The sequence below is a fragment of the Streptomyces sp. GQFP genome (assembly GCF_021545335.1).
Lineage (GTDB): Bacteria > Actinomycetota > Actinomycetes > Streptomycetales > Streptomycetaceae > Streptomyces.
This window is the reverse complement of sequence record NZ_CP089312.1, coordinates 48,578-70,326: the sequence shown is the minus strand read 5'-3', so window position 1 is coordinate 70,326 and position 21,749 is coordinate 48,578. Positions and strand designations below refer to the sequence as shown.

Annotated in this window: 19 protein-coding genes; 11 read left to right on the top strand and 8 right to left on the bottom strand. The window is 70.6% G+C overall.

The window, feature by feature from the left end:
- Positions 1-22: 22 nt before the first annotated feature.
- The gene (locus LUX31_RS00330; protein WP_235472483.1) at positions 23-490 is read right to left on the bottom strand and encodes a winged helix-turn-helix transcriptional regulator; all 468 of its coding nucleotides are present in this window, start codon (positions 488-490) and stop codon (positions 23-25) included.
- Positions 491-586: 96 nt separating this feature from the next.
- Between LUX31_RS00330 and LUX31_RS00325 the strand changes: the two genes are divergently transcribed.
- From LUX31_RS00325 to LUX31_RS00305, 5 genes are all read left to right on the top strand, one after another.
- Positions 587-1,117 carry a PaaI family thioesterase gene (locus LUX31_RS00325; RefSeq protein ID WP_235472482.1) on the top strand — a complete coding sequence of 177 codons (531 nt, stop codon included), beginning with the start codon at positions 587-589 and terminating at the stop codon, positions 1,115-1,117.
- A gap of 71 nt (positions 1,118-1,188) precedes the next feature.
- Entirely contained in the window at positions 1,189-1,569 is a 381-nt protein-coding gene (locus tag LUX31_RS00320; protein WP_235472481.1) for a VOC family protein, read from the top strand.
- A 45-nt stretch (positions 1,570-1,614) separates the two neighbouring features.
- Positions 1,615-2,619 (top strand): enoyl-CoA hydratase/isomerase family protein, encoded by a 1,005-nt coding sequence (locus tag LUX31_RS00315; protein ID WP_235472480.1) that lies wholly within the window; start codon positions 1,615-1,617, stop codon positions 2,617-2,619.
- Between the two features lie 96 nt (positions 2,620-2,715).
- Positions 2,716-3,396: a class I SAM-dependent DNA methyltransferase gene (locus LUX31_RS00310; RefSeq protein ID WP_235472479.1), complete on the top strand. Its 681-nt coding sequence runs from the start codon at positions 2,716-2,718 to the stop codon at positions 3,394-3,396.
- 238 nt (positions 3,397-3,634) lie between these two features.
- On the top strand, positions 3,635-5,404 hold the full coding sequence (locus LUX31_RS00305; protein WP_235472478.1) for a SpoIIE family protein phosphatase: 1,770 nt from the start codon (positions 3,635-3,637) through the stop codon (positions 5,402-5,404).
- An 83-nt stretch (positions 5,405-5,487) separates the two neighbouring features.
- Here the strand turns inward: LUX31_RS00305 and LUX31_RS00300 are convergent, their stop codons facing one another.
- Positions 5,488-6,945 carry a DUF1996 domain-containing protein gene (locus LUX31_RS00300; protein ID WP_235472477.1) on the bottom strand — a complete coding sequence of 486 codons (1,458 nt, stop codon included), beginning with the start codon at positions 6,943-6,945 and terminating at the stop codon, positions 5,488-5,490.
- A 177-nt stretch (positions 6,946-7,122) separates the two neighbouring features.
- Positions 7,123-9,045, bottom strand: coding sequence for an SMI1/KNR4 family protein (locus tag LUX31_RS00295; protein WP_235472476.1), 1,923 nt, complete (start codon positions 9,043-9,045; stop codon positions 7,123-7,125).
- A gap of 177 nt (positions 9,046-9,222) precedes the next feature.
- Here LUX31_RS00295 and LUX31_RS00290 point away from each other — a divergent pair, with 177 nt between their 5' ends.
- Positions 9,223-10,137, top strand: coding sequence for an LLM class F420-dependent oxidoreductase (locus tag LUX31_RS00290; RefSeq protein ID WP_443046039.1), 915 nt, complete (start codon positions 9,223-9,225; stop codon positions 10,135-10,137).
- Between the two features lie 139 nt (positions 10,138-10,276).
- On the opposite strand, the gene LUX31_RS00285 is transcribed toward LUX31_RS00290, so the two are convergent.
- Complete coding sequence (locus tag LUX31_RS00285; RefSeq protein WP_235479740.1) at positions 10,277-10,561, bottom strand: MarR family winged helix-turn-helix transcriptional regulator; 285 nt, start codon at positions 10,559-10,561, stop codon at positions 10,277-10,279.
- Between the two features lie 13 nt (positions 10,562-10,574).
- Between LUX31_RS00285 and LUX31_RS00280 the strand changes: the two genes are divergently transcribed.
- Both LUX31_RS00280 and LUX31_RS00275 read left to right on the top strand, forming a co-directional pair.
- Positions 10,575-11,249 (top strand): zinc-binding dehydrogenase, encoded by a 675-nt coding sequence (locus LUX31_RS00280; RefSeq protein WP_235472474.1) that lies wholly within the window; start codon positions 10,575-10,577, stop codon positions 11,247-11,249.
- 200 nt (positions 11,250-11,449) lie between these two features.
- Complete coding sequence (locus LUX31_RS00275; protein ID WP_235472473.1) at positions 11,450-11,977, top strand: GbsR/MarR family transcriptional regulator; 528 nt, start codon at positions 11,450-11,452, stop codon at positions 11,975-11,977.
- Here the strand turns inward: LUX31_RS00275 and LUX31_RS00270 are convergent.
- From LUX31_RS00270 to LUX31_RS00255, 4 genes are read right to left on the bottom strand one after another with little or no spacing between them, the layout of a single operon-like run.
- Positions 11,974-12,780, bottom strand: a complete 807-nt coding sequence (locus tag LUX31_RS00270; RefSeq protein WP_235472472.1) for an ABC transporter ATP-binding protein — start codon at positions 12,778-12,780, stop codon at positions 11,974-11,976. The genes LUX31_RS00275 and LUX31_RS00270 overlap by 4 nt on opposite strands.
- The gene (locus LUX31_RS00265; protein WP_443045907.1) at positions 12,780-13,844 is read right to left on the bottom strand and encodes a FecCD family ABC transporter permease; all 1,065 of its coding nucleotides are present in this window, start codon (positions 13,842-13,844) and stop codon (positions 12,780-12,782) included. The genes LUX31_RS00270 and LUX31_RS00265 overlap by 1 nt, the downstream gene beginning before the upstream one ends.
- Positions 13,841-14,836, bottom strand: a complete 996-nt coding sequence (locus LUX31_RS00260; RefSeq protein WP_235472471.1) for a FecCD family ABC transporter permease — start codon at positions 14,834-14,836, stop codon at positions 13,841-13,843. Before LUX31_RS00260 ends, LUX31_RS00265 begins: the two co-directional genes overlap by 4 nt.
- Positions 14,833-15,885, bottom strand: a complete 1,053-nt coding sequence (locus tag LUX31_RS00255; protein WP_235472470.1) for an iron-siderophore ABC transporter substrate-binding protein — start codon at positions 15,883-15,885, stop codon at positions 14,833-14,835. Before LUX31_RS00255 ends, LUX31_RS00260 begins: the two co-directional genes overlap by 4 nt.
- 203 nt (positions 15,886-16,088) lie before the next feature.
- Between LUX31_RS00255 and LUX31_RS00250 the strand changes: the two genes are divergently transcribed.
- The 3 genes from LUX31_RS00250 (at position 16,089) to LUX31_RS00240 (ending at position 21,746) form a co-directional block, all read left to right on the top strand.
- On the top strand, positions 16,089-19,010 hold the full coding sequence (locus LUX31_RS00250) for an aminotransferase (RefSeq protein WP_235472469.1): 2,922 nt from the start codon (positions 16,089-16,091) through the stop codon (positions 19,008-19,010).
- A 6-nt stretch (positions 19,011-19,016) separates the two neighbouring features.
- Positions 19,017-20,039: a LacI family DNA-binding transcriptional regulator gene (locus tag LUX31_RS00245; protein ID WP_235472468.1), complete on the top strand. Its 1,023-nt coding sequence runs from the start codon at positions 19,017-19,019 to the stop codon at positions 20,037-20,039.
- A 105-nt stretch (positions 20,040-20,144) separates the two neighbouring features.
- Complete coding sequence (locus LUX31_RS00240; protein WP_235472467.1) at positions 20,145-21,746, top strand: ABC transporter substrate-binding protein; 1,602 nt, start codon at positions 20,145-20,147, stop codon at positions 21,744-21,746.
- Positions 21,747-21,749 lie beyond the last annotated feature (3 nt).

Genomic DNA, 21,749 nt, shown 5'->3' with positions numbered 1-21,749 from the left:
ATCGAGGCGCCGGGGCGCAGGCTCACGACCGGGGACGGGCACCGGGCCCCAGCCGGGCGGTGATCTCACCGGGCGTGAGGGCCGAGTGCTCGGCTGAGCACTCGACGACGACGCGGACCGGGGCGTCGCAGTCGGCGTGGCGGATGTCCAGTACGGGGCCCTCGGAGCCGAGGGCGTGCTTTTCGCCCCACTGGCTCAGCGCCAGCAGGACCGGCCACAGGTCCCAGCCCTTGCGGGTCAGGCGGTACTCGTTGCGAGCGCGGCTGCCCGGCTCCCGGTAGGGGACGGTCTTGAGGATGCCCGCCGAGATCAGCTTCCGGAGGCGGTCGCTGAGGACGGCTTCCGACAGGCCGATATGGCGGTGGAAGTCGTCGAAGCGGCGGACCCCGTTGACGGCGTCGCGCAGGATCAGCAAGGTCCATTTCTCTCCGACCACGTCGAGCGTGCGCTGGACGGGACAGTTCTCCGTGCTCGCCTCAAGCCACTCCATACCGCCATCATAAGGGGCTGGCTTCGTCATTGACAGTCAGGTGAAGGCGCAGCTAGCTTCATTTGTAAAAGTCAGAGGACGGGAAGGTACTCGGTCGTGGGACGGACACGTACGTATCAATGGGAAGATCCCGCGATCCTGGCGGAGGCCGCCGGACGCATGGCCGGTATCGACTTCCTGCGCGAGCTGCAGGAGGGGCGTCTGCCGGGGCCGCCCATCAACCACTCCATCGACTTCACCCTCGTCGAGGTGGAGCCCGGCAGGGCGGTCTTCTCCCTGACGCCGGGGGAGGAGCACTACAACCCCATCGGCAGCGTGCACGGCGGTATCTTCGCCATCCTGCTCGACTCGGCGGCGGGCTGCGCCGTCCAGTCCACCCTCCCGCAGGGCATGGCGTACACCTCGCTCGACCTGACGGTGAAGTTCCTGCGCCGGATCACCGTGGACACGGGCACGGTGCGCGCCATCGGCACGGTCGTCAGCAAGGGCCGTCAAACCGCCCTCGCCCAGGCCCAGTTGGTCGACGGGACGGACCGCCTGCTCGCCCACGCCACCAGCAGCTGCATGCTCTTCCCGGCGCCTTCTTCCCGCGCGGCTGTGCCGAGCCCCGGACCGGATCGCCCCTGAAATCAGTTCGCCCGCGCTCGCCTCATCCGGTACGTTCGCGGGGTTGTTTTCGCTGAGAGTAGGTTTCGTCCATGGCATGCCGTATCAGTGAGCTGGTCCTCGGTTGCCGCGACCCTGAGGTGCTGGCGCGGTTCTGGTGCGAGGTCCTGGACTACGTCGTCCTCGACCGCGAGGACGACGGCACGCTGGAGATCGGGCCGCGCGAGGGATTCGGTGGTCCGCAGCCGACGATCATCCTCAGTCGCAGGGACGAGCCGGAGAAGGGGAAGTCCCGGCTGCACATCGACGTCAACGCCACCGACCGCGACCAGGACGCCGAACTCGAACGCCTGCTGAAGCTCGGCGCGCGCCCGGCCGACATCGGCCAGACGGGGGAGGAGCAGTGGCATGTCCTGGCCGACCCCGAAGGCAACGAGTTCTGCCTGCTCAGGGCCCGCCTCGCCCCACTCTGACCGGCATCGGTCACGCCGCCTGCCCCCGACGAGTGAGGAACAATGATGGCCACGACAACCGGAGCCGTCGGCGGTGCGGACGAGGTGCTCGCCCACGTCGACCGGGGCGTCGGCCGGATCCTGCTGAACCGGCCCAAGGCGCTCAACGCCCTGACGACGGGCATGATCGCCGCCATCGAGCGTGCGCTCGCCGGGTGGGAGCAGGCCCCGCTGTCCGCGGTGGTGCTCGCCAGTACCAGCCCCAAGGCCTTCTGCGCCGGGGGAGACATCCGTACGATCCGCGAGCACAGCCTCGCCGGGGATGCCGAGGCCAGTGAGCGGTTCTTCGCGTCCGAGTACCGGCTCAACGCCCGGATCGCCGAGTATCCCGTGCCGGTCGTGTCGCTCATCGACGGCGTGTGCATGGGCGGCGGTCTCGGGCTGTCAATCCACGGAAGTTTCCGCGTCGTGACCGAGCGTGCGGTGCTGGCGATGCCCGAGACCGGGATCGGGTTCTTCCCGGACGTCGGGGCAAGCTACTTTCTGCCGAGGCTGCCCGGCGCGATCGGCATGTACCTGGGCCTGACCGGACACCGCCTTGACGCGGCCGACGCCCTGTACACGGGGCTGGCCACGCACTTCGTCCCCGCGGACGGACTCGACACGGTCGCGGACGCCCTGGTCGGCAACCCCGGCGACCCGGTGGACGTCGTCCTGAACCGCCTCGCCGGCCGTTCCCCGGTGACGGAGAGCGGGCTGGCGGCGGTACGCGGGGACATCGACCGGGCGTTCGGCGCGCCGACCCTCGGCGAGATCGAGAAACGCCTGCACCACCTCGACACCCTGTGGGCGGCAGCCGCACTGACCGCCCTGGAGTCCGCCTCGCCCCAGAGCCTGGAGATCACCCACGCCCTGCTGGCCCGCGGCAGACAGCGCACCTTGCGCGAGTGCCTCGACGCCGAACTGGCCCTCACGCGCACGACCATCCGTACGCCGGACTTCCTGGAGGGCGTCCGTGCGGCCCTGGTCGACAAGGACCGCAGTCCCACCTGGGCACGTCCCGCCGGTTGATACTGGCGGCCATCGCGGGCGATCTACGCCTAAGCTTGGATAACTGTGAAAAAATTACTCACAAACTGTTACATACAGGGCTGAAGGAGAATCCTCGTGACCAACCCCGCCGACGAGGTCGGCTACGGGAGCATATGGCTCGACCGCACCGGTCAGGCCGAGGCCTTCGACGCCATTGGTGATCGCTACGACGAGGCCTTCCCGCACAAGGAAGGGCAGGTCGCGTCCGCCGCATGGCTCGTCGGGTCGCTGCCGCCCGGGGCCCGGGTGCTGGACCTGGGGTGCGGCACCGGCCTTCCGACCTCCCGCCAGCTCGCGGAGGCGGGCTTCCAGGTCGTCGGGGTCGACCTCTCGGAGCGGATGGTCGCGATCGCCCACAAGTACGTGCCCACCGGGGTGTTCCACCAGGCGGACATCGCCGATCTGCGGCCCGGAGGCCCCCGAGACCTCGGCCGCTTCGACGCGGTGACCGCCTTCTTCTCCCTGCTCATGCTGCCGCGCGCCGAGATTCCCCTCGCGCTGCGCACCATCCACCACCTGCTCCTGCCGGACGGTCTGTTCGCGCTGTCGATGGTGGAGGCCGATGTCGACGACTTCTCGATCCCGTTCATCGGAAGCACCATCCGGGTGTCCGGCTATCTGCGGGAGGAACTGCGCGAGGTCGTCGAGGAGGCGGGCTTCGAGATCGTCGAGGAGTCCTCGTACTCGTACGCTCCGGCGAGCGCGGACGTCCCGCCCGAGGTGCAGATCTTCCTGCGCTGCAGACGGTCCGCCTGACGCCCTCTGATCACCCCGCCCCTGCGGCGGGGTCCGCACGGTCGGAAGGAAACGCGTGACGAAGCACCTCGGAGCCGATGGAGGCACCGGCGGGCAGGCGGCCGACGGGCACGAGGCTGCTGCGGCTCGCGCGGGTCGGCCCCAGTGCGCGGCCCCGTCGCCCGGCTCCGGCGCCCGATCCGATGGGGCACGCGCGCAGTCAGGTGTGAATCCCGGCTCCGAGGGGAGCGGCCGAGCGATGCGTGCGGCAGCCCCTGCCGTACGACCGGGCGGTCCCCGGCCCGACACCGCCGAGCCGCAGACCGACAGGCTCCGCTATCTCGACGCGGCGACCCGGCAGATCGCCCGCGGCATGGACCTCGACGAGATGTTGCAGGAACTGTGCCGGGCGGCCGTGCCGGCCTTCGCCGATGTGGCGCTCGTCCATCTGTACGACCCGCTTCCGGTCGGCGACGAGGTTGCCGACCCGCCCGGCGTCCTACGACTGCACGCGATGGACCACGCACCCCTGCCCAAGGCGGCCGTCCGCGGTTCCGGCCCACTCCCACCGGTCGCCGACACCGCCCGGGCGGCCGAGGTCGTACAGCTGTCTCCCACCGGTCCGCTCGCCGGACTGCTGCGGGCCGGGCGGCCGGTGTTCGGGGACCTGCCGGGCATCCGTTCCGTCGTGGCCGAGCTGCTGGGCGTGGCGAACTCTCCCGGCACGGTGCCGCCAGGACGACGGCTGATCCTCGCCCCGCTGCACGGCCGCAGCCACGCCATGGGCAGCGTCGTCCTCATCCGCGGCCCCGGCAGGGCGGACTTCACCGGCGACGACCTGCTCGTCGCCTCCCAACTCGCCACCCACACCGCCCTCGGCATCCACAAAGCGGTGCTGTACGCGCGGGAGGCATCCGTCGCGGACGCGCTCCAGCGCATGATGCTCCCGCCCTCGCTGCCCAAGCCCGCCGGGGTCCAGCTGGCCAGCCGCTATCTGCCGGCCTCACGGACCGCGCAGGTCGGCGGCGACTGGTACGACGCGATCCTGCTGCCCGGCAACCGTGTCGCCCTCGTCATCGGCGACGTGATGGGCCACTCCATGACCTCGGCCGCGATCATGGGCCAGCTGCGCACCATCGTGCAGACCCTGGCCGGCCTCGACCTGCCGCCCGACGAGGTCCTGCACCACCTCGACGAACAGGCGGAGCGGCTGGGCAGCGAACACACGGCGACCTGCCTTTACGCCATGTACGACCCCGTACTGCACCGGCTGCTGGTGTCCAACGCGGGGCATCTGCCGCCGGTACTCCTGCACCCCGACGGCAGTACGGAGGTCCTGCCGGTGCCGCCCGGAGTACCGATCGGCGTGGGCGGCGGCGGATTCGAGTCCACCGAGATGCACGCACCGGCCGGATCGACCCTTCTCCTGTACACCGACGGCCTGGTCGAGTCCCGCGACTCGGACGTGCTGACCGGGGTGGACCGGCTGCGCGCACGCCTGCGGGCCGCCGCCTCCGGTTCCGGGCCCCCGGCGCCGGCAGAGGTGTGCGACCAGGCGCTCGGCACACTGGGTGCGGGGAACCGGGACGACGACATCGCCCTGCTCGCCGCCCGGTTCGAGGGCATCCTGCCGGAGACCGTCGCCTACTGGTACATGGCTCCCCGTCCGCAGACCGCGCGACAGGCCCGTCGGCTGACCCGTAGGACACTGCGCGACTGGGGGCTCGATGCCCTGGTGGAGTCCACCGAACTCATGGTCAGCGAGGTCGTGGCGAACGCCGTACGCTTCGCCTCCCGGCCGATCACCCTGCGACTGCTCTGCACGGACGTGCTGCGCTGCGAGGTGGGCGACAACTCGCCCCTGGTGCCGAGGATGCGACACGCCCGGCTCAGCGACGAAGGCGGCCGGGGGCTCTTCCTGGTGGACCAGCTGGCACAGAGCTGGGGGGCGACACGGGTGAGCACGGGCAAGGTGGTCTGGTTCGAACAGCCACTGCCCGGACCGCTCGGCGACCAGGAACACACCTGAAGGCTCGGAGGACTCCGTACATGGCGGTGGGCGCCGTCAGTTACTACGACGACGCCCACCGCTCGGTAACTCTTCCGGACTGCTCAGCTGCACTTACGTCCGGTGTTGATGCACTGGACCGCCTTGTTCATCACCTTCGGGTCGAAGACGTTGATGAAGTCACCGTGGTCGGTGACCGGCTTGTGCTGCTGCTCCGGGAAGCCGTCCAACGCGTAGAACGGAGTGGTCTTCCCGTTGTCCTTCACGCTGGGCGCCTTCACCGCGTACACCAGTCGCTGCACCAGCTGCGGGATGGCCTTGAAGCCGGTCGGGCAGTTTCCGGCCGCGTCGGCGAACGCCACGTGGGTGCGGTGGTTGGCGCTGTCGATGTTCGTGCCGTCCCAGCAGCTCTGGAACTTGAAGGTGCGTACCACGCTGCTGCCACGGGGGCAGAGCGGGTACTTGTCCTTCAACTGCACCTTGTTCTCGAAGCCGGTGCAGCTCCAGGAGGCGTTGGCGTTGGCCGTGCCGTTGACGAACGCCTTGGCGTCACCGGTGATGATGCGCAGGAACTTGGGCATCGCGACGACCTTGCCGCGCGGGCTGCCCACGAAGTCCAGCGTGGCCTGCTTGGCCGTCAGGATCCGGCCCGTGTTGCCCTCGGCGCCGCCGCCCAGCGCGTCGGCGTCGAACTCCTTGGTGCCGTCCTGCAGACGCAGCACCGGCCAGTAGTAGGACGACTTGTCGCCCTGGTTCTGGCAGCTGGTCGCGGCGTTGGCGAAGTCCTGGTCGCTGGAGAAGGCGTCGTTGTCCTGGTTGCCGACGTAGTCGTGCACGTGGTGCGCGCCGTTGGTGACACCGGGCGCGACGATCACGTTGTCGCTGTTGTACAGCTTGTTGGCGTTCACCCCGCACTTGGTGACGAAGGACCCCTTCGAGGCCTTCGCCGACCTGGCCGGCGCGCTCACGTTGGCCTTCACCTTGGTGATGTCGACGAAGTCGGCGGCGACGGGGCCGTTGCCGACCACGCCGGCATTGGTGTTGTTGCTCGGGCTCGCGCTGGCGCTGGGCTGACCGGCGGCGGGCTGGTTGCCGGTGGCCTTGAGCGTGCAGGCCGCCAGGGCGTCAAGGCCCTGCGGCTTGGCCGCCACCCGGCCGATGGCGGTGGCGATCCGGTCGATCGTCGCCTTCCGCTTGTCCTTCAGCGGGCCGATGATCGCGTTCTGGGCGAAGTTGGGGTCCTGGGCGATCGCCCTCTGCGAGGTGGAAAGGCGCTGGTACGCCTCGGAGATCTGCTTGTCGAGGAGCGCCAGCTCCTTGTCGACCTGGGCCTTCGCCTGGGCGGGCACGGAGGTCAACTGCTGGCCGACATCGGGGCAGTCGATGGTGGAGCTGCCGGCCGCGAGCACCTGGTTCTGGGCAGAGCCCTTCGACGCGCCGGTCTCGTCGGCCGAGGCGTAGATGTTGACCGCCACCAACCCACCGGCGCCGATGGCCAGTGCGGCCGCCGCGCCTACCGCCCGGCGGGCAGTCTTCGATCTTCTTCGCGTGTTGCGTGTCATCGGGCCTCTCAAGGACATCTGCCGGAGTCGACAGGACTTCCGGCATGGGGGAAGCGCGTCCATAGATACGGATGTGAGCGCGGAATACTCAGCGGATTCTCAGGTTCGTAGGTTTCTCCATCCATAAACGGGGCATGGGTCCGCAATCCGGGCTGGTTCTCCGGGCTGGTTCGGCGTCTACCGGTCCATGCGGATCACCGTGTACGTCTCGCCGTCCCTCGGCGGTCGTGTCCAGGAGTGGGTGGTGAACGTGTGCAGCCGCCCGTTCACGATGGCGTGCCGTGGCAGAGACGCACCGAACTCCCCGGCCACCGCTTCGAGTAGTGACCGTTCCGCCGCAGCCGCGTCCTCCGGGTCGCCCGGGTCGCCGAAGAACCGGCTCGGATCCAGCGCCCGCGGTATCTCCCCGGTCTGCTCGATCTCTCCGTCCACGTACGTGAATCCGTACCGCTCGACACCGTCCCGTGCCACCGAGAGGTGGAAGAACGGTTCCCCGTGCCATGTCCTCAGGCCGCTCCACACCACCACCGCGCGGGTGCCGGCGCTGGCGGCCGCGGCGGGGGAGACGAAGCGCCGCCGGTCGAACGGCGCCGGATCGCCGTCGAAGGCGAAGCTCCAGTCGGTGCCGGCCCGGCCGACCGCCATGAGGGCCCTGTCGTCGTAGGACGAGAACTCCCTTTGGCCGTCCGACGATCCGTGACGTGCCTCCCAGAAGGTCATGGGCTCGTTCAGCGCGCTGCCGGCCTCGTTCCCGTCCTCTTCCCCGTCGGTGAGACGTCCGGGCAGTTCCTCCGGCTCCGCGCCCTCCACCAGGACGAACCGGTAGGACGTGCGGTTGTTGCCCGGGTCCGGTACCGCGAGCCACGCCAGGGTGTTCGGGTCGAGCCCGGCCGTCGGTTCCGGTGCCTCGCCGGTCTGCCCGCCCCTCGGCGTGGACAGCAGCTCGCGGCCCCGCTCCGGGGTCAGCAGCGGCCCGAGCACGGGGTCGGCCACCCACCCCAGCGGCGCCAGGTGGTCCGGCCCCAACGGCTCCCAGAGGGGGAGAGCGCTCAACAGCGTCCGCCAGGCCCCGTCGGAGTCTCCCCACCGGGCCAACTCCCGCGCCCGCTCGACCGCTTCCCCGAACGGTCCCGCCGCCGTGTACCGGTACGTGCCGTTCCTCACCTGATCCAGCGTCGCGTAAGCCAGCGACACCAGGTCGTCGTCGGCACCCCGCAGATGGAACGTCAGCGTGGAGTCGCCCCGGTACGAGTGCGCCGCGTGCTCGGCGACCAGCGGCGGCAGCAGGTCGGGAGCGTATCGAGGGTTCGTCACCAGTCCGTCGAAGTACACCGAGTAGGTCTGTCCCAGCAGACGGCGTATCTGGTCGCCCAGACCGACGGCCCGCGGTCTGCCGTACCCCTTCGCCTCGTCCAGCGCCTTCCCGGCCCGCTCCCAGCCGCCGCGCAGGGCATCCAGCCGGGCCTCCTCCACGAGGGCGTCCAGCTTTCGCGTCGTGTCGTTGGCGAACACCGGCTCCTCGTCGCTCCGGTGGGCCCGCAGACTGTGGAACTCCCGGAACATGTCCCGCATGAACTCCAGGAAGTTCGCGTGCCGTTCGGGCGGCGCGGCCCGCCAGCCCGCCCACGTGTAGACGGCCCACTCGCCGTCCTCGTCCACGTCCTCGGGATCCAGGAGGACGTACATGGCATCGGACTCGACGTCGAGCTGAAGCCCGCGCCGCCAGATGTCCACCTCCAGCCGCTCCTCGGGCCCCGCATCCTCGTCCAGGTACTCCTCGAACATGCCCGCGAGCCCCGACTCGTTGGCGTGCCAGTGCGCACCCTCGGTCCCCGCCAGCAGCCACACGAACCCGCCCGCGTGCCGCCACCCGTCGCTGACCTGGAGGAATCCCCGGTACGACGGGGGCATCCGCCGGCCGAGGCGCTCCTCCATGGCTGCGATCCGCTCCTCCGACGCGGGGGAGAACCCCAACCACCGCGCCCGTCGCGCGGTTTCGTCGTCCTCGCCCCGCGCCCCGCCGTCCGGCAGGGAATCCGCCCACTCCCCGCTCCACCTGAGCAGGAAGGACCGCCAGTCGAATGCCGTGGTGTCCGTCATACGCCCGATGCTGCCACCCACCACTGACAACGCCGCGCTGCTCGCTGCGGCCGACGGGACCCTCTCGTACGCGCCTCACTTTTCACGCACTCCTCGTGCACAAGAGCGGCCTAGCGTGGGCCGCCCGCAGGCCCGTCGGGCCGTTGCCACGCGAAGGAGTCTCCCCAGATGCCCCAGATGCGGATAGGTCTGGCCGTACCTCAGTACGGCGCGTTCGCCACACCCGAAGCGATCGTCGAGGTGGCTCGCGCCGCGGAGAGCCTGGGCTTCGACAGTCTGTGGGCCGCGGACCGCATCCTCGCGCCGCACGAACCCAGCGACCCCTATCCGGGCGGCGACGGCACGATGCCGGAGCAGTACCGCACCTTCCTGGACCCGCTCACCGTCCTGACCCTGGCCGCGGGCGTGACGACGCGCGTACGGCTCGGCACCAGCACGCTCAACGCCCTGTGGCACACCCCTGTCCTGCTCACCCGGACACTCACCTCCCTCGACGTCGTCAGCCACGGAAGGCTGGACGTCGGCCTGGGCATCGGCTGGCTGCGGGACGAGTACCGGGCAGCCGGTGTGCCGTGGGAGGGGCGTGGGGCCCGTCTCGAGGAGTGGCTGGACGTGGCGGAGGCGATCTGGACCCGCGAGACCGTACGGCACGAGGGCGAACGGTGGACGATCCCGCCCTCGGCCATCGAACCCAAGCCCGTGCAGCGTCCCCATCCGCCCGTGCTGCTCGGCGGCTTCTCGCCCAGCGCCCTCGAACGGATCGGCCGCCGCGCGGACGGCTGGCTCGCGGTGGGACTGCCCCTGCCCGCGCTGACAGCGATGTGGAACACCATCCGGCTCGCCGCGGACGCGGCTGGACGGGACGCGTCCGCACTGCGCATGGTTCTACGCGTCAACCCTCGACTGACCCAGGACGAGGCCCCGGCGGAACTCGTGCCGGACACGGGAACGATCGACCAGATCGCCGACTACCTCCTCAGTTCGGCCGAGGCGGGCGCCGACGAGGTACTGATCGACCTCCAGCAGACGACGACCACGACGGACGAACTCCTCACCACCGCCGAGACGTTGATCAAGCGACTGCGCGCGTAGCCCTGTTCGACATCTCGGCAGGGCGGGCCTCCCGTGCGGTGGCCCGGCCCGCAGACTTCCGGAAGACAACAGCGCCGGCCGGAGCCATCCCACACGGGGCAGGACGTACGTCTACCCTCCTCTCCTGAACCGGCCCGGCTCACTTCACGTCGAGGATCTTCGCCACCAGCCGGGCCAGGGTCTTGCGCTCGGCCGGGGTGAGGGCATGGAACGCGTGGTCCAGGAGCTGCGGCACGCCGCTCTCCACCTCGGCGAGCGCCACCAGGCCCTCCGGGGTCAGCGTGATCGCGTTGGCCCGGCGGTCCTTGGGGTGCCGCTCGCGGCGGACGAGCCCCGAGTCCTCCAGACCGTCGATGCAGCCCACCATCACGCTGCGGTCGATGCGCAGTTGCTCGCTCAGCTCCTGTTGGGAACACGGGCCCACATCGCTCAAGCACGTGACGCCCATTGATCGTCTGGCCGCCCGGCTGCGGAACCTTTCGCCCAGGGCCGTGGGCCTGCTCGTGGTGGCCGTGGTCGCGTGGTTCACCGGGCTGGACGCGTGGTCGAACGACCCGGAGTACCGCCAGGCGGACTGGTTCACCTGGCTGCTGCTGGCCGCTTCGCTGCCGGCGCTGGTGTGGCGGCGGCGGTGGCCGGTGGCGGTCGCGGTGCGGGGCGACCGGCGTCGCACCGTGCGGACCGGGCTGATCGCCTCGCTCACCGCGGGTGCGGTCGCGCTGTTGGCACACGCCATGGGCTGCCGGGTGACCGCGCTGGCCCGCGACCGCCACGCCAAGCTCCTCACCGGCCTCGGTGCCGACGAAGTCCTGGACTACGGCTCCACCACCTCGGACCGGATCGGTCCCTTCGATGTCATCGTGGACACGGTCGGCTCGGAACTGCACTGCTACCGGAGCCGGTTGGCCAAGGGAGGCCGGATGGTCACGGTAGGACACCGCCGTACTGCGCGACCTGGCCGACCACGTCACATCGGGTGCGCTGCGCCCGGTGGTCCACAGCGTGTACACGCTCGCGGACATCGCCGCCGCACACGAGGCGTTCGAACGCGGCGGCGTCGTGGGGGGCAAGCACGTGGTCACGGTGGCCGCGTGACCTCGTCGTTCCCGTGAACCGTCCGCTTCGGCGGGCGCCATCGCGACCACATCGCAGCAGGACGGCCCGGACCCGGCACCGTGGATCGCGGTCTTGCGGAGGGTCCGGTCGGTGCCACCGTCGGCCGACGCAAGGAGCGTCCGTCCGTCCGTCGTTTGCCCCGTCGTGGCATGTTCCCTAGGCTCCCCGGAAGATCATGCGCCGGGGAGGCAGAGCAGTGGAACCGCAGGACGGCGGGCCGAAGGGCGAGATGGACGAGCGGGCCGGGGAGACGTTCCCGGACTGGTTCATCGAGAGCTTCGCGGACTACTGGCAGAGCATGGGGTCCTCGCGCATCGAAGGCCGGATCGCCGCGTATCTGATGGTCAGCGACGCGGCCGAGGGCGTGTCGGCGGAGGAGCTGGCCGAGGTGGCGGGAGCCAGTCGCGGTTCGGTGTCGACGTACACCCGCAGTCTCATCGCGGCGGGATTCGTCCGCCGGGTGCGGCGCCCCGACGACCGTGCCCACTACTACGTCATGGACGAGGACGTCTGGGGCGGCTTCCTGGACAAGGAACAGGGCTATCTGCGCAGCCAGCGCGACCTCGCCGCGCGAGCGCTGGCCGGGACCGTCCCCGGTGGCCCCGCCCACCAGCGCATCCGCAACATGCGGGACTACCTGGGCTGGCTGCTGGAGGTACAGCAACTGCCCGCCGCCTGGCGCAAGTACAAGGCGGAGCGGGACGACCAGGACAGGAAGGGTTAGGCGCTTCGCGTGTGGTGTCTGCCCACGGGCAGGACCAGTGGGGCGCCCGACACCGGGTCCTCGATGACCTCGGCGCGCAGGCCGAACACGTCCGCCACGGTCCGCGGGGTCACCACCTCGGCCGCGGCGCCCGTCGCGTACAGGGCGCCGTCCTTCACGGCGACGAGGTGGTCGGCGTACCGGGCGGCGAGGTTGAGGTCGTGCAGGACCATGACGACGGTCGTGCCCCGGTCGCGGTTGAGGTCGGTGAGCAGGTCGAGGACCTCCACCTGGTGGGTGACGTCGAGGTAGGTGGTCGGCTCGTCGAGGAGGAGGACATCCGTCTCCTGGGCCAGGGCGGTCGCGATCCAGACGCGCTGGCGCTGTCCGCCGGAGAGTTCGTCGACGGGACGGTCGGCGAGGTCCAGTACGCCCGTCGCCGTCATGGCGCGTGCCACCGCCTCGTCGTCGGCCGGTGTCCAGCGGCCCAGCAGTCCGTGGTGCGGGGTACGGCCACGCGCGACCAGGTCGGCCACCGCGATGCCCTCGGGCGCCGTGGGTGACTGGGGCAACAGGCCCAGCGCGCGGGCCACTTGACGGGTGGGCGTGCGGTGGATGTCCTTGCCGTCGAGCAGCACCGCCCCGCGCTCGGGGGCCAGCAGCCGGGCCATCCCGCGCAGCAGCGTGGACTTGCCGCAGGCGTTCGCGCCGACGATCACGGTCACCGCGCCCGGCGGGACCCGCAGGTCGAGGCCGTCGACGACGATCCGTCCGGCGTAGCCGAAGCGGGCGGCCTCGACGGTGAGGGTACGGGTGGTGCTCATTAGAGGACTCCTTCGGCACGACGGGCAAGGCGGGTACGGCCGGGCCGGGCCAGCAGCCACAGCAGGCAGGGCGCGCCCAAAGCTCCGGTGACGACACCGACGGGGAACCGGGTGTCGAAGGCGAACTGGCCGATGAGGTCGGCGGCCAGGACGAGGACCGCGCCGGTGAGCGCGGCCGGCAGCAGCGGTGAGCCGTTGCCACCGGTCAGCCGTTGGGCGACGGGTCCGGAGAGGAAGGCGACGAACGCGATGGGGCCGGTCGCCGCGGTGGCGAGCGCGGTCAGCCCGACCGCGCCGAGCACGAGGGTCAGCCGTACGGTCTCCACCCGGGTGCCGAGCGCGCGGGCGCTGTCGTCACCGAGCTGAAGCGCCGTCAGGGGGCGCTCCAGCGCCAGCAGTACGGCCGTCAGCGGCACCACTCCGGCGGCCAGCGGGCCCACCCCGTCCCAGAACGCCGAGCCGAGGCTCCCGGTCAGCCAGCGCATCGCCTCCTGCACGTCCCAGGCCGGCGCCCGCAGCAGCAGATACGAGGTCACGCTGTTGAGGAGCGCGCCCATCCCGATACCCACGAGCACGAGCCGCGCGCCGAGCACCCCTTGACGGTAGGTCAGCAGGTAGATGACGAGCGCGACGGCGATGCCCGCCGGTACGGCGACGAGGAACACCGGCGTGCCGCCGAGCCCCAGCACGATGATCGCGAAGACGGCCGCGGCACTCGCCCCCGACGTGATGCCGATGACGTCGGGACTGGCCAGCATGTTCCGCAGCAGCGTCTGGAAGGTCGCCCCGGCCAGCCCGAACGCGAACCCGGCAAGCAGCCCGGTGAGCGCCCGAGGCAGCCGCAGCCGCTCCACGGTGAAGGAGGCGCCGGGCACGGTCTCACCGAGGACGACGCGCAGGGCGTCGTAGGGGGAGTAGACGGTGTGACCGACGCACAGGCTGATGACGAACAGTGCGGCAAGCACCGTGACCAGGCAGGCGACGACCACTCGTCTACGGCGGACCCGGCGCCGTCGGCCGCGGCGGATCACCTCGACGGAGGCGGCCCCGATGGTCTCGCTCACAGTTCCCGTACCTTCTGCCGTCGGGCGACGGCGATGAACACCGGCGCCCCGATGACCGCCGTCACGATGCCGACCTCCATGTCCTCGGGCCGGGCCACCAGACGGCCCGTCACATCGGCGAGGGTCACCAGCGCCGCCCCGGTGAGGGCGGACAGCGGCAGGACCCAGCGGTTGTCGGGGCCGGTCAGCAGCCGGACCAGGTGCGGGACGACCAGCCCGACGAAGCCGATGGGGCCCGCCGCCGCGGTCGCCGCCCCGCACAGCAGGACCGCCCCGAGAGCCGCCAACAGGCGGGTACGGGCGACGTGTTGACCCAGACCGGTGGCCAGGTCGTCGCCGAGCGCGAGCGCGTTCAGGCCGCGCGCCGAGGCCAGGCTGAGCACGAAACCGACGCCTAGCAACGGCAGCACCTGGAGGATGCCGTCCGCCGACGCGCCGCCCACCCCGCCGATCTGCCAGAACCGGAAGGTGTCCACCACGTCGAGACGCGGCAGCAGCACCGCGCTGACCAGCGAGGACAACGCGGCCGTGACCATCGTCCCGACCAGCGCCAGCTTCACCGGCGTCGCACCGCCCCGCCCGCGCGAGCCGATCACGTACACGAGCACGGCCGCCGCGCCCGCCCCGGCGACCGCCAGCCACATGTACTGCGTGGGTGTGCTGATGCCGAGGTACGCGATGCCGCAGACGACCGCCAGTGCGGCACCGGCGTTGACCCCGAGGATGCCCGGGTCGGCCAGCGGGTTGCGGGTCAGGCTCTGCATCACCGCGCCGGCCGTGCCCAGCGCCGCGCCGACCAGCAGCGCGAGCCCCGTACGGGGAACACGCTGCCGGACGGCGGCCCGGGCGAGGGAGCCGTCGTCGCCGTGCACGAGGGCGGCCAGCGCGTCGCCGGGGGAGACCGTCCTGGCACCGAAGATGACGGACAGCACGGCGGCCACGGCGACCAGCAGCACACAGGCCGGCAGCCACAGCGACGAGCGTGTTCTCACGTGAGGTTGGCCGCCGCGTCGGCGAGCAGACCGGCGTACTCGTCGGTGGTGGCCGGGATGGTGAGCGCGGTGGGCGGGGAGAGCGCGGCGGCCAGCTCGGAGTTGTCCTCCAGGACGACGACCGCGCCCTTGGCGATCGCCGGGATCTTGCCGAGCAGCGGGTCCTTCTGGAGCCTGGCCAGGAGCTTGTCGTCGCCGTAGGTCACGAAGATGTCGACGTCGTCGAAGACGTCGGCCTTCTCCGCGCTGATGGTGGCGTAGAACTCCTCGGTCTTCGCGGACAGTTCCGTCAGGCTGTCCGGGTACTTCATGCCGAGGTCGACGGAGAACTGGTTCCGGGCGTCGTGGGTGGTGTAGTAGCCGACGGCGCTGAAGTCCTTGGGGTCGATGTAGCCGACCAGCGCGGTACGGCCCGTGATCGTGGGGTGGCTCGCGGCCGCCTCGTCGATCGACTTCTCCAGGCTCGCGACGAGCGCGTCGCCCTCCGAGGCGAGGCCCAGCGCCTCGGCGTCGAGCCGGACGGTGTCCCGCCAGGTCGTGCCGTACGCGGTGTCGGGGTAGGAGACGGTCGGGGCGATCTCGCTGAGGGTGGTGTAGTCGGCCTTGGAGAGGCCGGAGTGGGCGGCGAGGATCACGTCCGGGCGGGTGTCGGCTATCGCCTCGAAGTCCAGGCCGTCGGACTCGTCGAACAACGCGGGCGTGTCGGCCTTCAGTTCCGTGAGCTTCTTCGTGGTCCACGACAGCACGCCGTCGCCGTCCTGGTCACCGTACGTCTGCTTCGGTATGCCGACGGGGACGACCCCGAGGGCGAGTGCGGCGTCGTGGTTGCTCCACACGATCGTGGCGACGCGCGTCGGCTTCTTATCGATCACCGTCGTACCGAAGGCGTGCTTGATGCTCACGGGGAAAGCGGCGGCGGACGCCGAGGAGGAGGCCTCCGACGAACCGGCCGAGTCGGAATCGGAGTTGGAGTCCGCACAGCCGGTCAGTACGAGCAGGGCGGAGGCCGCGCAGGCGGCCAGGGTTCTTCTGAAAGAGGGGACTCTCATGACGCCATCCAGGAGGTACGAGTGGCCGCTGAGCGGCGGGGGCGAGGTGAGGGTAGCCTTACCAACCCCAAACTTTCAATTTTTTTGAAATGTCCCCTGATGGTATTGACGCTCCGGGATGTCGGATCTACGTTTGCCGGAACGTTCCGGCATGCCGGAGTCACGCAAGGCACAAGACACATGCAGGAGAAGCGGTGCCACCCATGGGTCTTCCCTCCGCCGACTGGCTCGTCGAGCCGATCGCCCAGGTCGACGAGGCCGACGCGCTCGCGCTGCTCGCCGAGCGGTTCGGGGTGCGTGGCACGGTCCGGTCGCTGGGCAGTCAGCAGGACCAGAACTACCGGGTGCGCACCGACACGGCCGAACACGTCCTGAAGATCGCCAACCCGGCCACCGTCCCCGCCGCCCTGCGTACACAGTGCGCGGCCATCGACGAACTGGCCGCTGCACTCCCGGAGTTGAGGCTCCCGCAGGCCCGGCCCGGGGTCGACGGCGACCGGATCCAGTGGCTCACCGTCGACGGCTCGGAACTCGCCTGTCTGCTCCTGGACTTCGTCCCCGGCGAGCCGATCATGGACAGCCGCTACCTCGCCCCGTCGGTCGTCGCCCGGCTGGGCGGCATCGCCGGACAGGTCGCCGCCGCCCTGGCCGATTTCGACGCCGATGAGGCGGGGGACCGGGTCCGGCTGTGGGATCTGCGCAACGCCCTCACGGTGGTCGAGACCCTCGCCCCGCACCTGCCCGACCAACTCCGCGCCCAGCGGGTCCTACGGGCCGCCCGAGCAGCCCACGCCCTGGTCGACCCGTACGCCGACCGGCTGGCGACCCAGGTCGTCCACGGCGACATCACCGACAACAACGTGGTCTGCGAGACCGCCCCCGACGGCCGCCCCCTGCCCGTCGGTGTGATCGACTTCGGCGACCTGGGGCTCGGCTGGACGGTGGCGGAACTGGCCGTCGCCTGCACCTCCGTCCTGCACCACCACGGGGCGGGCCCGACGTCCGTACTGCCCGCCGTGCGCGCCTTCCACGCCGAACGCCCGCTCGGCGACGACGAGATCGCCGTGCTCTGGCCGCTGATCGTGCTGCGCGCGGCCGTCCTGGTGGTCAGCGGCCAGTACGACGTGCGGCTCGACCCGGACAACGGCTACGCCTCGGCCGCGCTGGACCGCGAGTGGACGATGTTCGAGGTCGCGACCTCGGTCCCGGCACGGGTGATGACGGCACAACTCCGGGACACGCTGGGCCTGTCGACGACCCGCACGCCGCTCACCGGCGACCGCCTGGTACCGGCCCTTCCCGACGCCGTACCCGCTCTCGACCTGTCGGTGCTCGCCGACGATCTCCACACCGGCCGCTGGCAGGACGCCGACATCGAACACGCCCTTGCCGCCTCGATGTTGACGGACCATCAGGCCGTACGGACCCGGCACGGCGAGTACCGGCTGACCCGCACGACCGTCGACACGGAGACCCCGCCCGAGACCTGCGCGCTCGGCGTGGAGCTGTACGTCACCGGCCCGCTGGAGGTCGTGGCGCCCTGGGAGGGCACGCTGGCCCGGGACGCCGACTGGGTGGTGACACTCCGTCAGGACAGCGGCCCGGACCTGATCCTGGACGGCCTCGACATCGGCCCCCTGCCCTCCGGCCCCGTCAAGCCCGGCCAACTGCTCGGTACCGTCGCCGACCACGACGGCCCCCACCGGCTGCACGTCCAGCTCTCCCGGCTCCCCGGCGTGCGCCCACCTCGCTTCGCCACCCCCGATCTCGCTGCCGGCTGGCTCGATGTGTGCCCGGACCCCACCGCACTCCTGCTCACCGCCGTGCCCGAACTCCCCGCCGGAGAACCGGAGTTGCTGGAGCGCCGCAACAACTCCCTCGCCACCGTCCAGGAGCACTACTACGAGGCCCCGCCCCGCATCGAGCGCGGCTGGCGCCAGCACCTGGTCGACACCCGGGCCCGCGGCTACCTCGACATGCTCAACAACGTGACCGTCCTAGGCCACGGCCACCCAGCCCTGAGCGACGCCGTCCACCGCCAGTGGCAGCGGCTCAACACCAACTCCCGCTTCCACTACGCCTCGGTGGTCGAGCTCTCCGAACGGCTCACCGCACTGCTCCCCGCCGAACTCGACACGGTGTTCCTGGTGAACAGCGGCTCCGAGGCGGTCGACCTCGCGCTCAGGCTCGCCTGGGCGACGACCGGACGGCAGGACGTCGTCGCCGTCGAAGAGGCCTACCACGGCTGGACCTACGCGAGCGACGCCGTCTCCACCTCCGTCGCCGACAACCCCAACGCTCTCTCCTCACGCCCGGATTGGGTGCACACGGTCGCGGCACCCAACACCTACCGGGGCCGCTACCGGGGCGAGGAGGCCTGGCGCTACGGCCCCGAGGCCGCCGCCCGGATCACCGAACTCGCCGCCGAGGGACGCGCACCCGCCGCCTTCCTGTGCGAGCCGTACTACGGTAACGCCGGCGGCATGGCCCTCCCCGACGGCTACCTGAAGCAGGTCTACGAAGCCACCCGCGCCGCCGGAGGCCTCTGTATCGCCGACGAGGTGCAGGTCGGCTACGGCAGGCTCGGCACCCACTTCTGGGGCTTCGAGCAGCAGGGCGCCGTACCGGACGTTGTGACCGTCGCCAAGGCCATGGGCAACGGACACCCGCTCGGCGCCGTGATCACCCGACGCGAGATCGCCGACGCCTACCGCACCCAGGGCTACTTCTTCTCCTCCTCCGGCGGCAGCCCCGTCAGCTCGGTCGTCGGCCTGACCGTCCTCGACGTCCTGCGCGACGAGAACCTCCAGGCCAACGCCCGTGACGTGGGCGGCCACTTGAAGGACCGGCTCGTCGAACTCACCGGCCGGCACCCGCTGATCGGCGCCGTGCACGGCTCGGGCCTCTACCTGGGCTTGGAGTTCGTGCGCGACCGTACGACCCTGGAGCCCGCGACCGAGGAGACGGCCGCGATCTGCGAGCGGCTGCGCGAACTCGGCGTGATCATGCAGCCGACCTCCGACCGGCAGTGCGTGCTGAAGATCAAACCGCCGCTGTGTCTGACCCGGGACAGCGCGGACGTGTTCGTCAGCGCCCTCGACGACGTCCTCACCCACGGTTGGTGACCCGCCATGTCGACCAGGATTCCTGACCTGCCACCCGGACCCGACGCGCCCACCATCGCCGACGTGGCCCGGGAGGCCGCGGTCTCCAAGACCACCGCGTCGGACGCGCTGCGCGGACACGGCCGGGTGTCGGGGCCCACCCGCAGGGCGGTCCTGGATGCGGCCGAGCGGCTCGGCTACGCGCCCAACCGCACCGCCCGCAGCCTGCGCACCTCGGTGACCGAGACCATCGCGCTGCACATCCCCGAGTTCCTGACCAGCGCCGAGTACTACATGTCGTTCGTCTTCGGCGTCGCCGAACAGGCGGCCCGCGCCGGACTCAACGTCACCCTGCTGTCCTCCGGACACCTCCCGCACCGACGCGGCGCGATCCCGCAGGTCGACGGTCTGGTGCTGTGCGACCCGATGGCCGAGGACCCGTTCGTCGAGCAGCTGATGAGCAGCGGACTGCCGGTCGTCACGGCCGAGCGGTACGTCGGCGACCGTGAGCCCACCGGGGTCGTACGGTCCGACCACGACGCGTCGATGACCGAACTCCTCGACCACCTCTACGCGTCCGGCGCCCGCCGCCCGGCGTTCGTCGCCTCGGACACCACCGGCGACTGGGCCCTCACCCTCCAGCGGACCCACGCCCGCTGGTGCGCCGAGCGCGGCCTGCCCGAACTCGTCAGCAAGGAGCCGTTCGGCTCCCCGCCCCACGTGCTGCAAGCCGCCGTACGGCAACTGCTCGCGCGGACGCCGGACATCGACGCGATCGTGTGCGCCGCGGACGGCGCCGCCGCGGCCGTACTGCCCGAACTGCGCGCCGCCGGACGCACGGTGGGCCAGGACCTGCTCCTCGCCTCCTGCGTCGACAGCTCCGCCATGCGGACGGCGGAACCCCCGATCACCGCGGTCGACCTACGGCCGCGGACCATGGGCGCCGAGTGCGCCCGGCTGCTCTGCGAGATCCTCTCCGGCGAAACTCCCCGGGGGACCGTGCGTCCCCTTCCCATCGACCTCCACTTCCGCGCCTCCACCTCGGCGTAGGCGTTCTCCGAAAGCGTCACAGGAATCCCGTGTCACCCCAACCGCCAGTTCTCTCACCGTAATTGCCGGAACGATCCGGCAAACTCTCCGAAAGGAGGAGCGAGAATGCGAAGATCAGCACTCCTCGTCGCCTGTTCCGTCGCTCTTTCGTCCGCCATGACATCCTGTTCCGCGCCCGCCACGACCGATGCCGACGCCGCCGGCAAGGCGTCGAAGTCCGGTTACCTCGCGGAATCCGACACTTCCCTGAAGGGCTCCGGACCGCTCACCGTCCAGCTCGACTACGACTCGGTGGAGGCCGGCGGTCTCGACCCGCAGACCGCCGCCACCGCCCGCTCCTGGTCGATCGAGTCCCTCGTCTACGAGCCCCTCGTGACCGTCGACCCCAAGTTCGGCATCGAGCCTTTGCTGGCCAGCTCCTGGAAGCAGCCGAACGCCACCACCTACGTCTTCACCCTCCGCAAGGGCGTGACCTTCTCCAACGGCCGCGCGCTCACCCCCGCCGACGTCGTCGGCAGCATCCAGCGCCTGCTGAAGTCCAAGGCCGCCTATGCCGCCCAGCTCGGCCCGGTGAAGTCCGTCAAGGCCACGGGCACGGACCAGGTGACCGTCGAACTCACCAAGGCCTACACGCCGTTCCTCGCCGCGCTCGCCAACACCCCCGCCGCGATCCTCCCCATGAAGGAGATCGACGAGGGCTCGCTGGACCCGCAGAAGGAAATGCTGGGCACCGGCCCGTTCGTGGTGAAGAACCACAAGCAGGACCAGTACTGGAACTTCACCCGCAATTCGTCCTACCGAGACGCGAAGAACATCCGCATCAGCGATCTGAAGATCGAGATCGTGCCGCAGGAAGCCGCCCGGCTCGCCGCCCTTCGCAATGGCAGTGCGGCATTCGTGAACTTCAACAACGTCGACTCCATGGACCAGTTGACCGGTACGAAGAACGCCAAGGTCGTCAGCCAGACCAACAGCGACTTCTATTACCTGATCCAGAACTCGAAGAACCCCGACTCGCCGCTCGCCGACGAGAAGATCAGGTTCGCGCTGAACAGCGCCCTGAACCGGACCGAGATCGCCTCCGTCGCCCTCGGCGGCCAGTCCCAGCCCACCGGCGTCACCCCGAGCGTCCTGCCCGGAGCCTGCGACCCCGCGAAGCTGCCCGCCACCACGAGCGGCGACACCACCGCCCTCAAGGACATTGGCACCCTGCGCCTCGCCGTCTACACCTCCGAGCCCGCCGTCGGCCAGATCGCCCAGGTCATCCAGCAGCAGCTCGCCGCCGCCGGCGTCACCGTCGAGATCCAGAAGTACGACGACACCACCTACGGCGCCAAGGTGTTCGGCGCCGAGCCCGACTTCGACCTCGCCATCGGCTGGTTCGCCGGCTACGTCGACGCCTCCATGGTGTCCCGCTGGTGGAACCCCGTCATCGCGGGCTTCTCCGGGACCTTCCTCAACGACGACAAGACCCTCGACGCCCTCATCGACAAGGCCGCGAGCGAACCCGACGGCAGTACCCGCACGAAGACCCTCGCCGACCTGTGCGCCCGCGTCGACACCGCCGCCCAGATGCTGCCCCTGGTGACCCGCCCCTCCGTCATCGGCTACCGCACCGACCAGGTCAGCCCCACCCTGCGCGCCTCCGAGGGCTATGGCAACCTCCTGCGCGACCTCACCTCCTACACGCTCCCGGGCGCGAAGTAACGG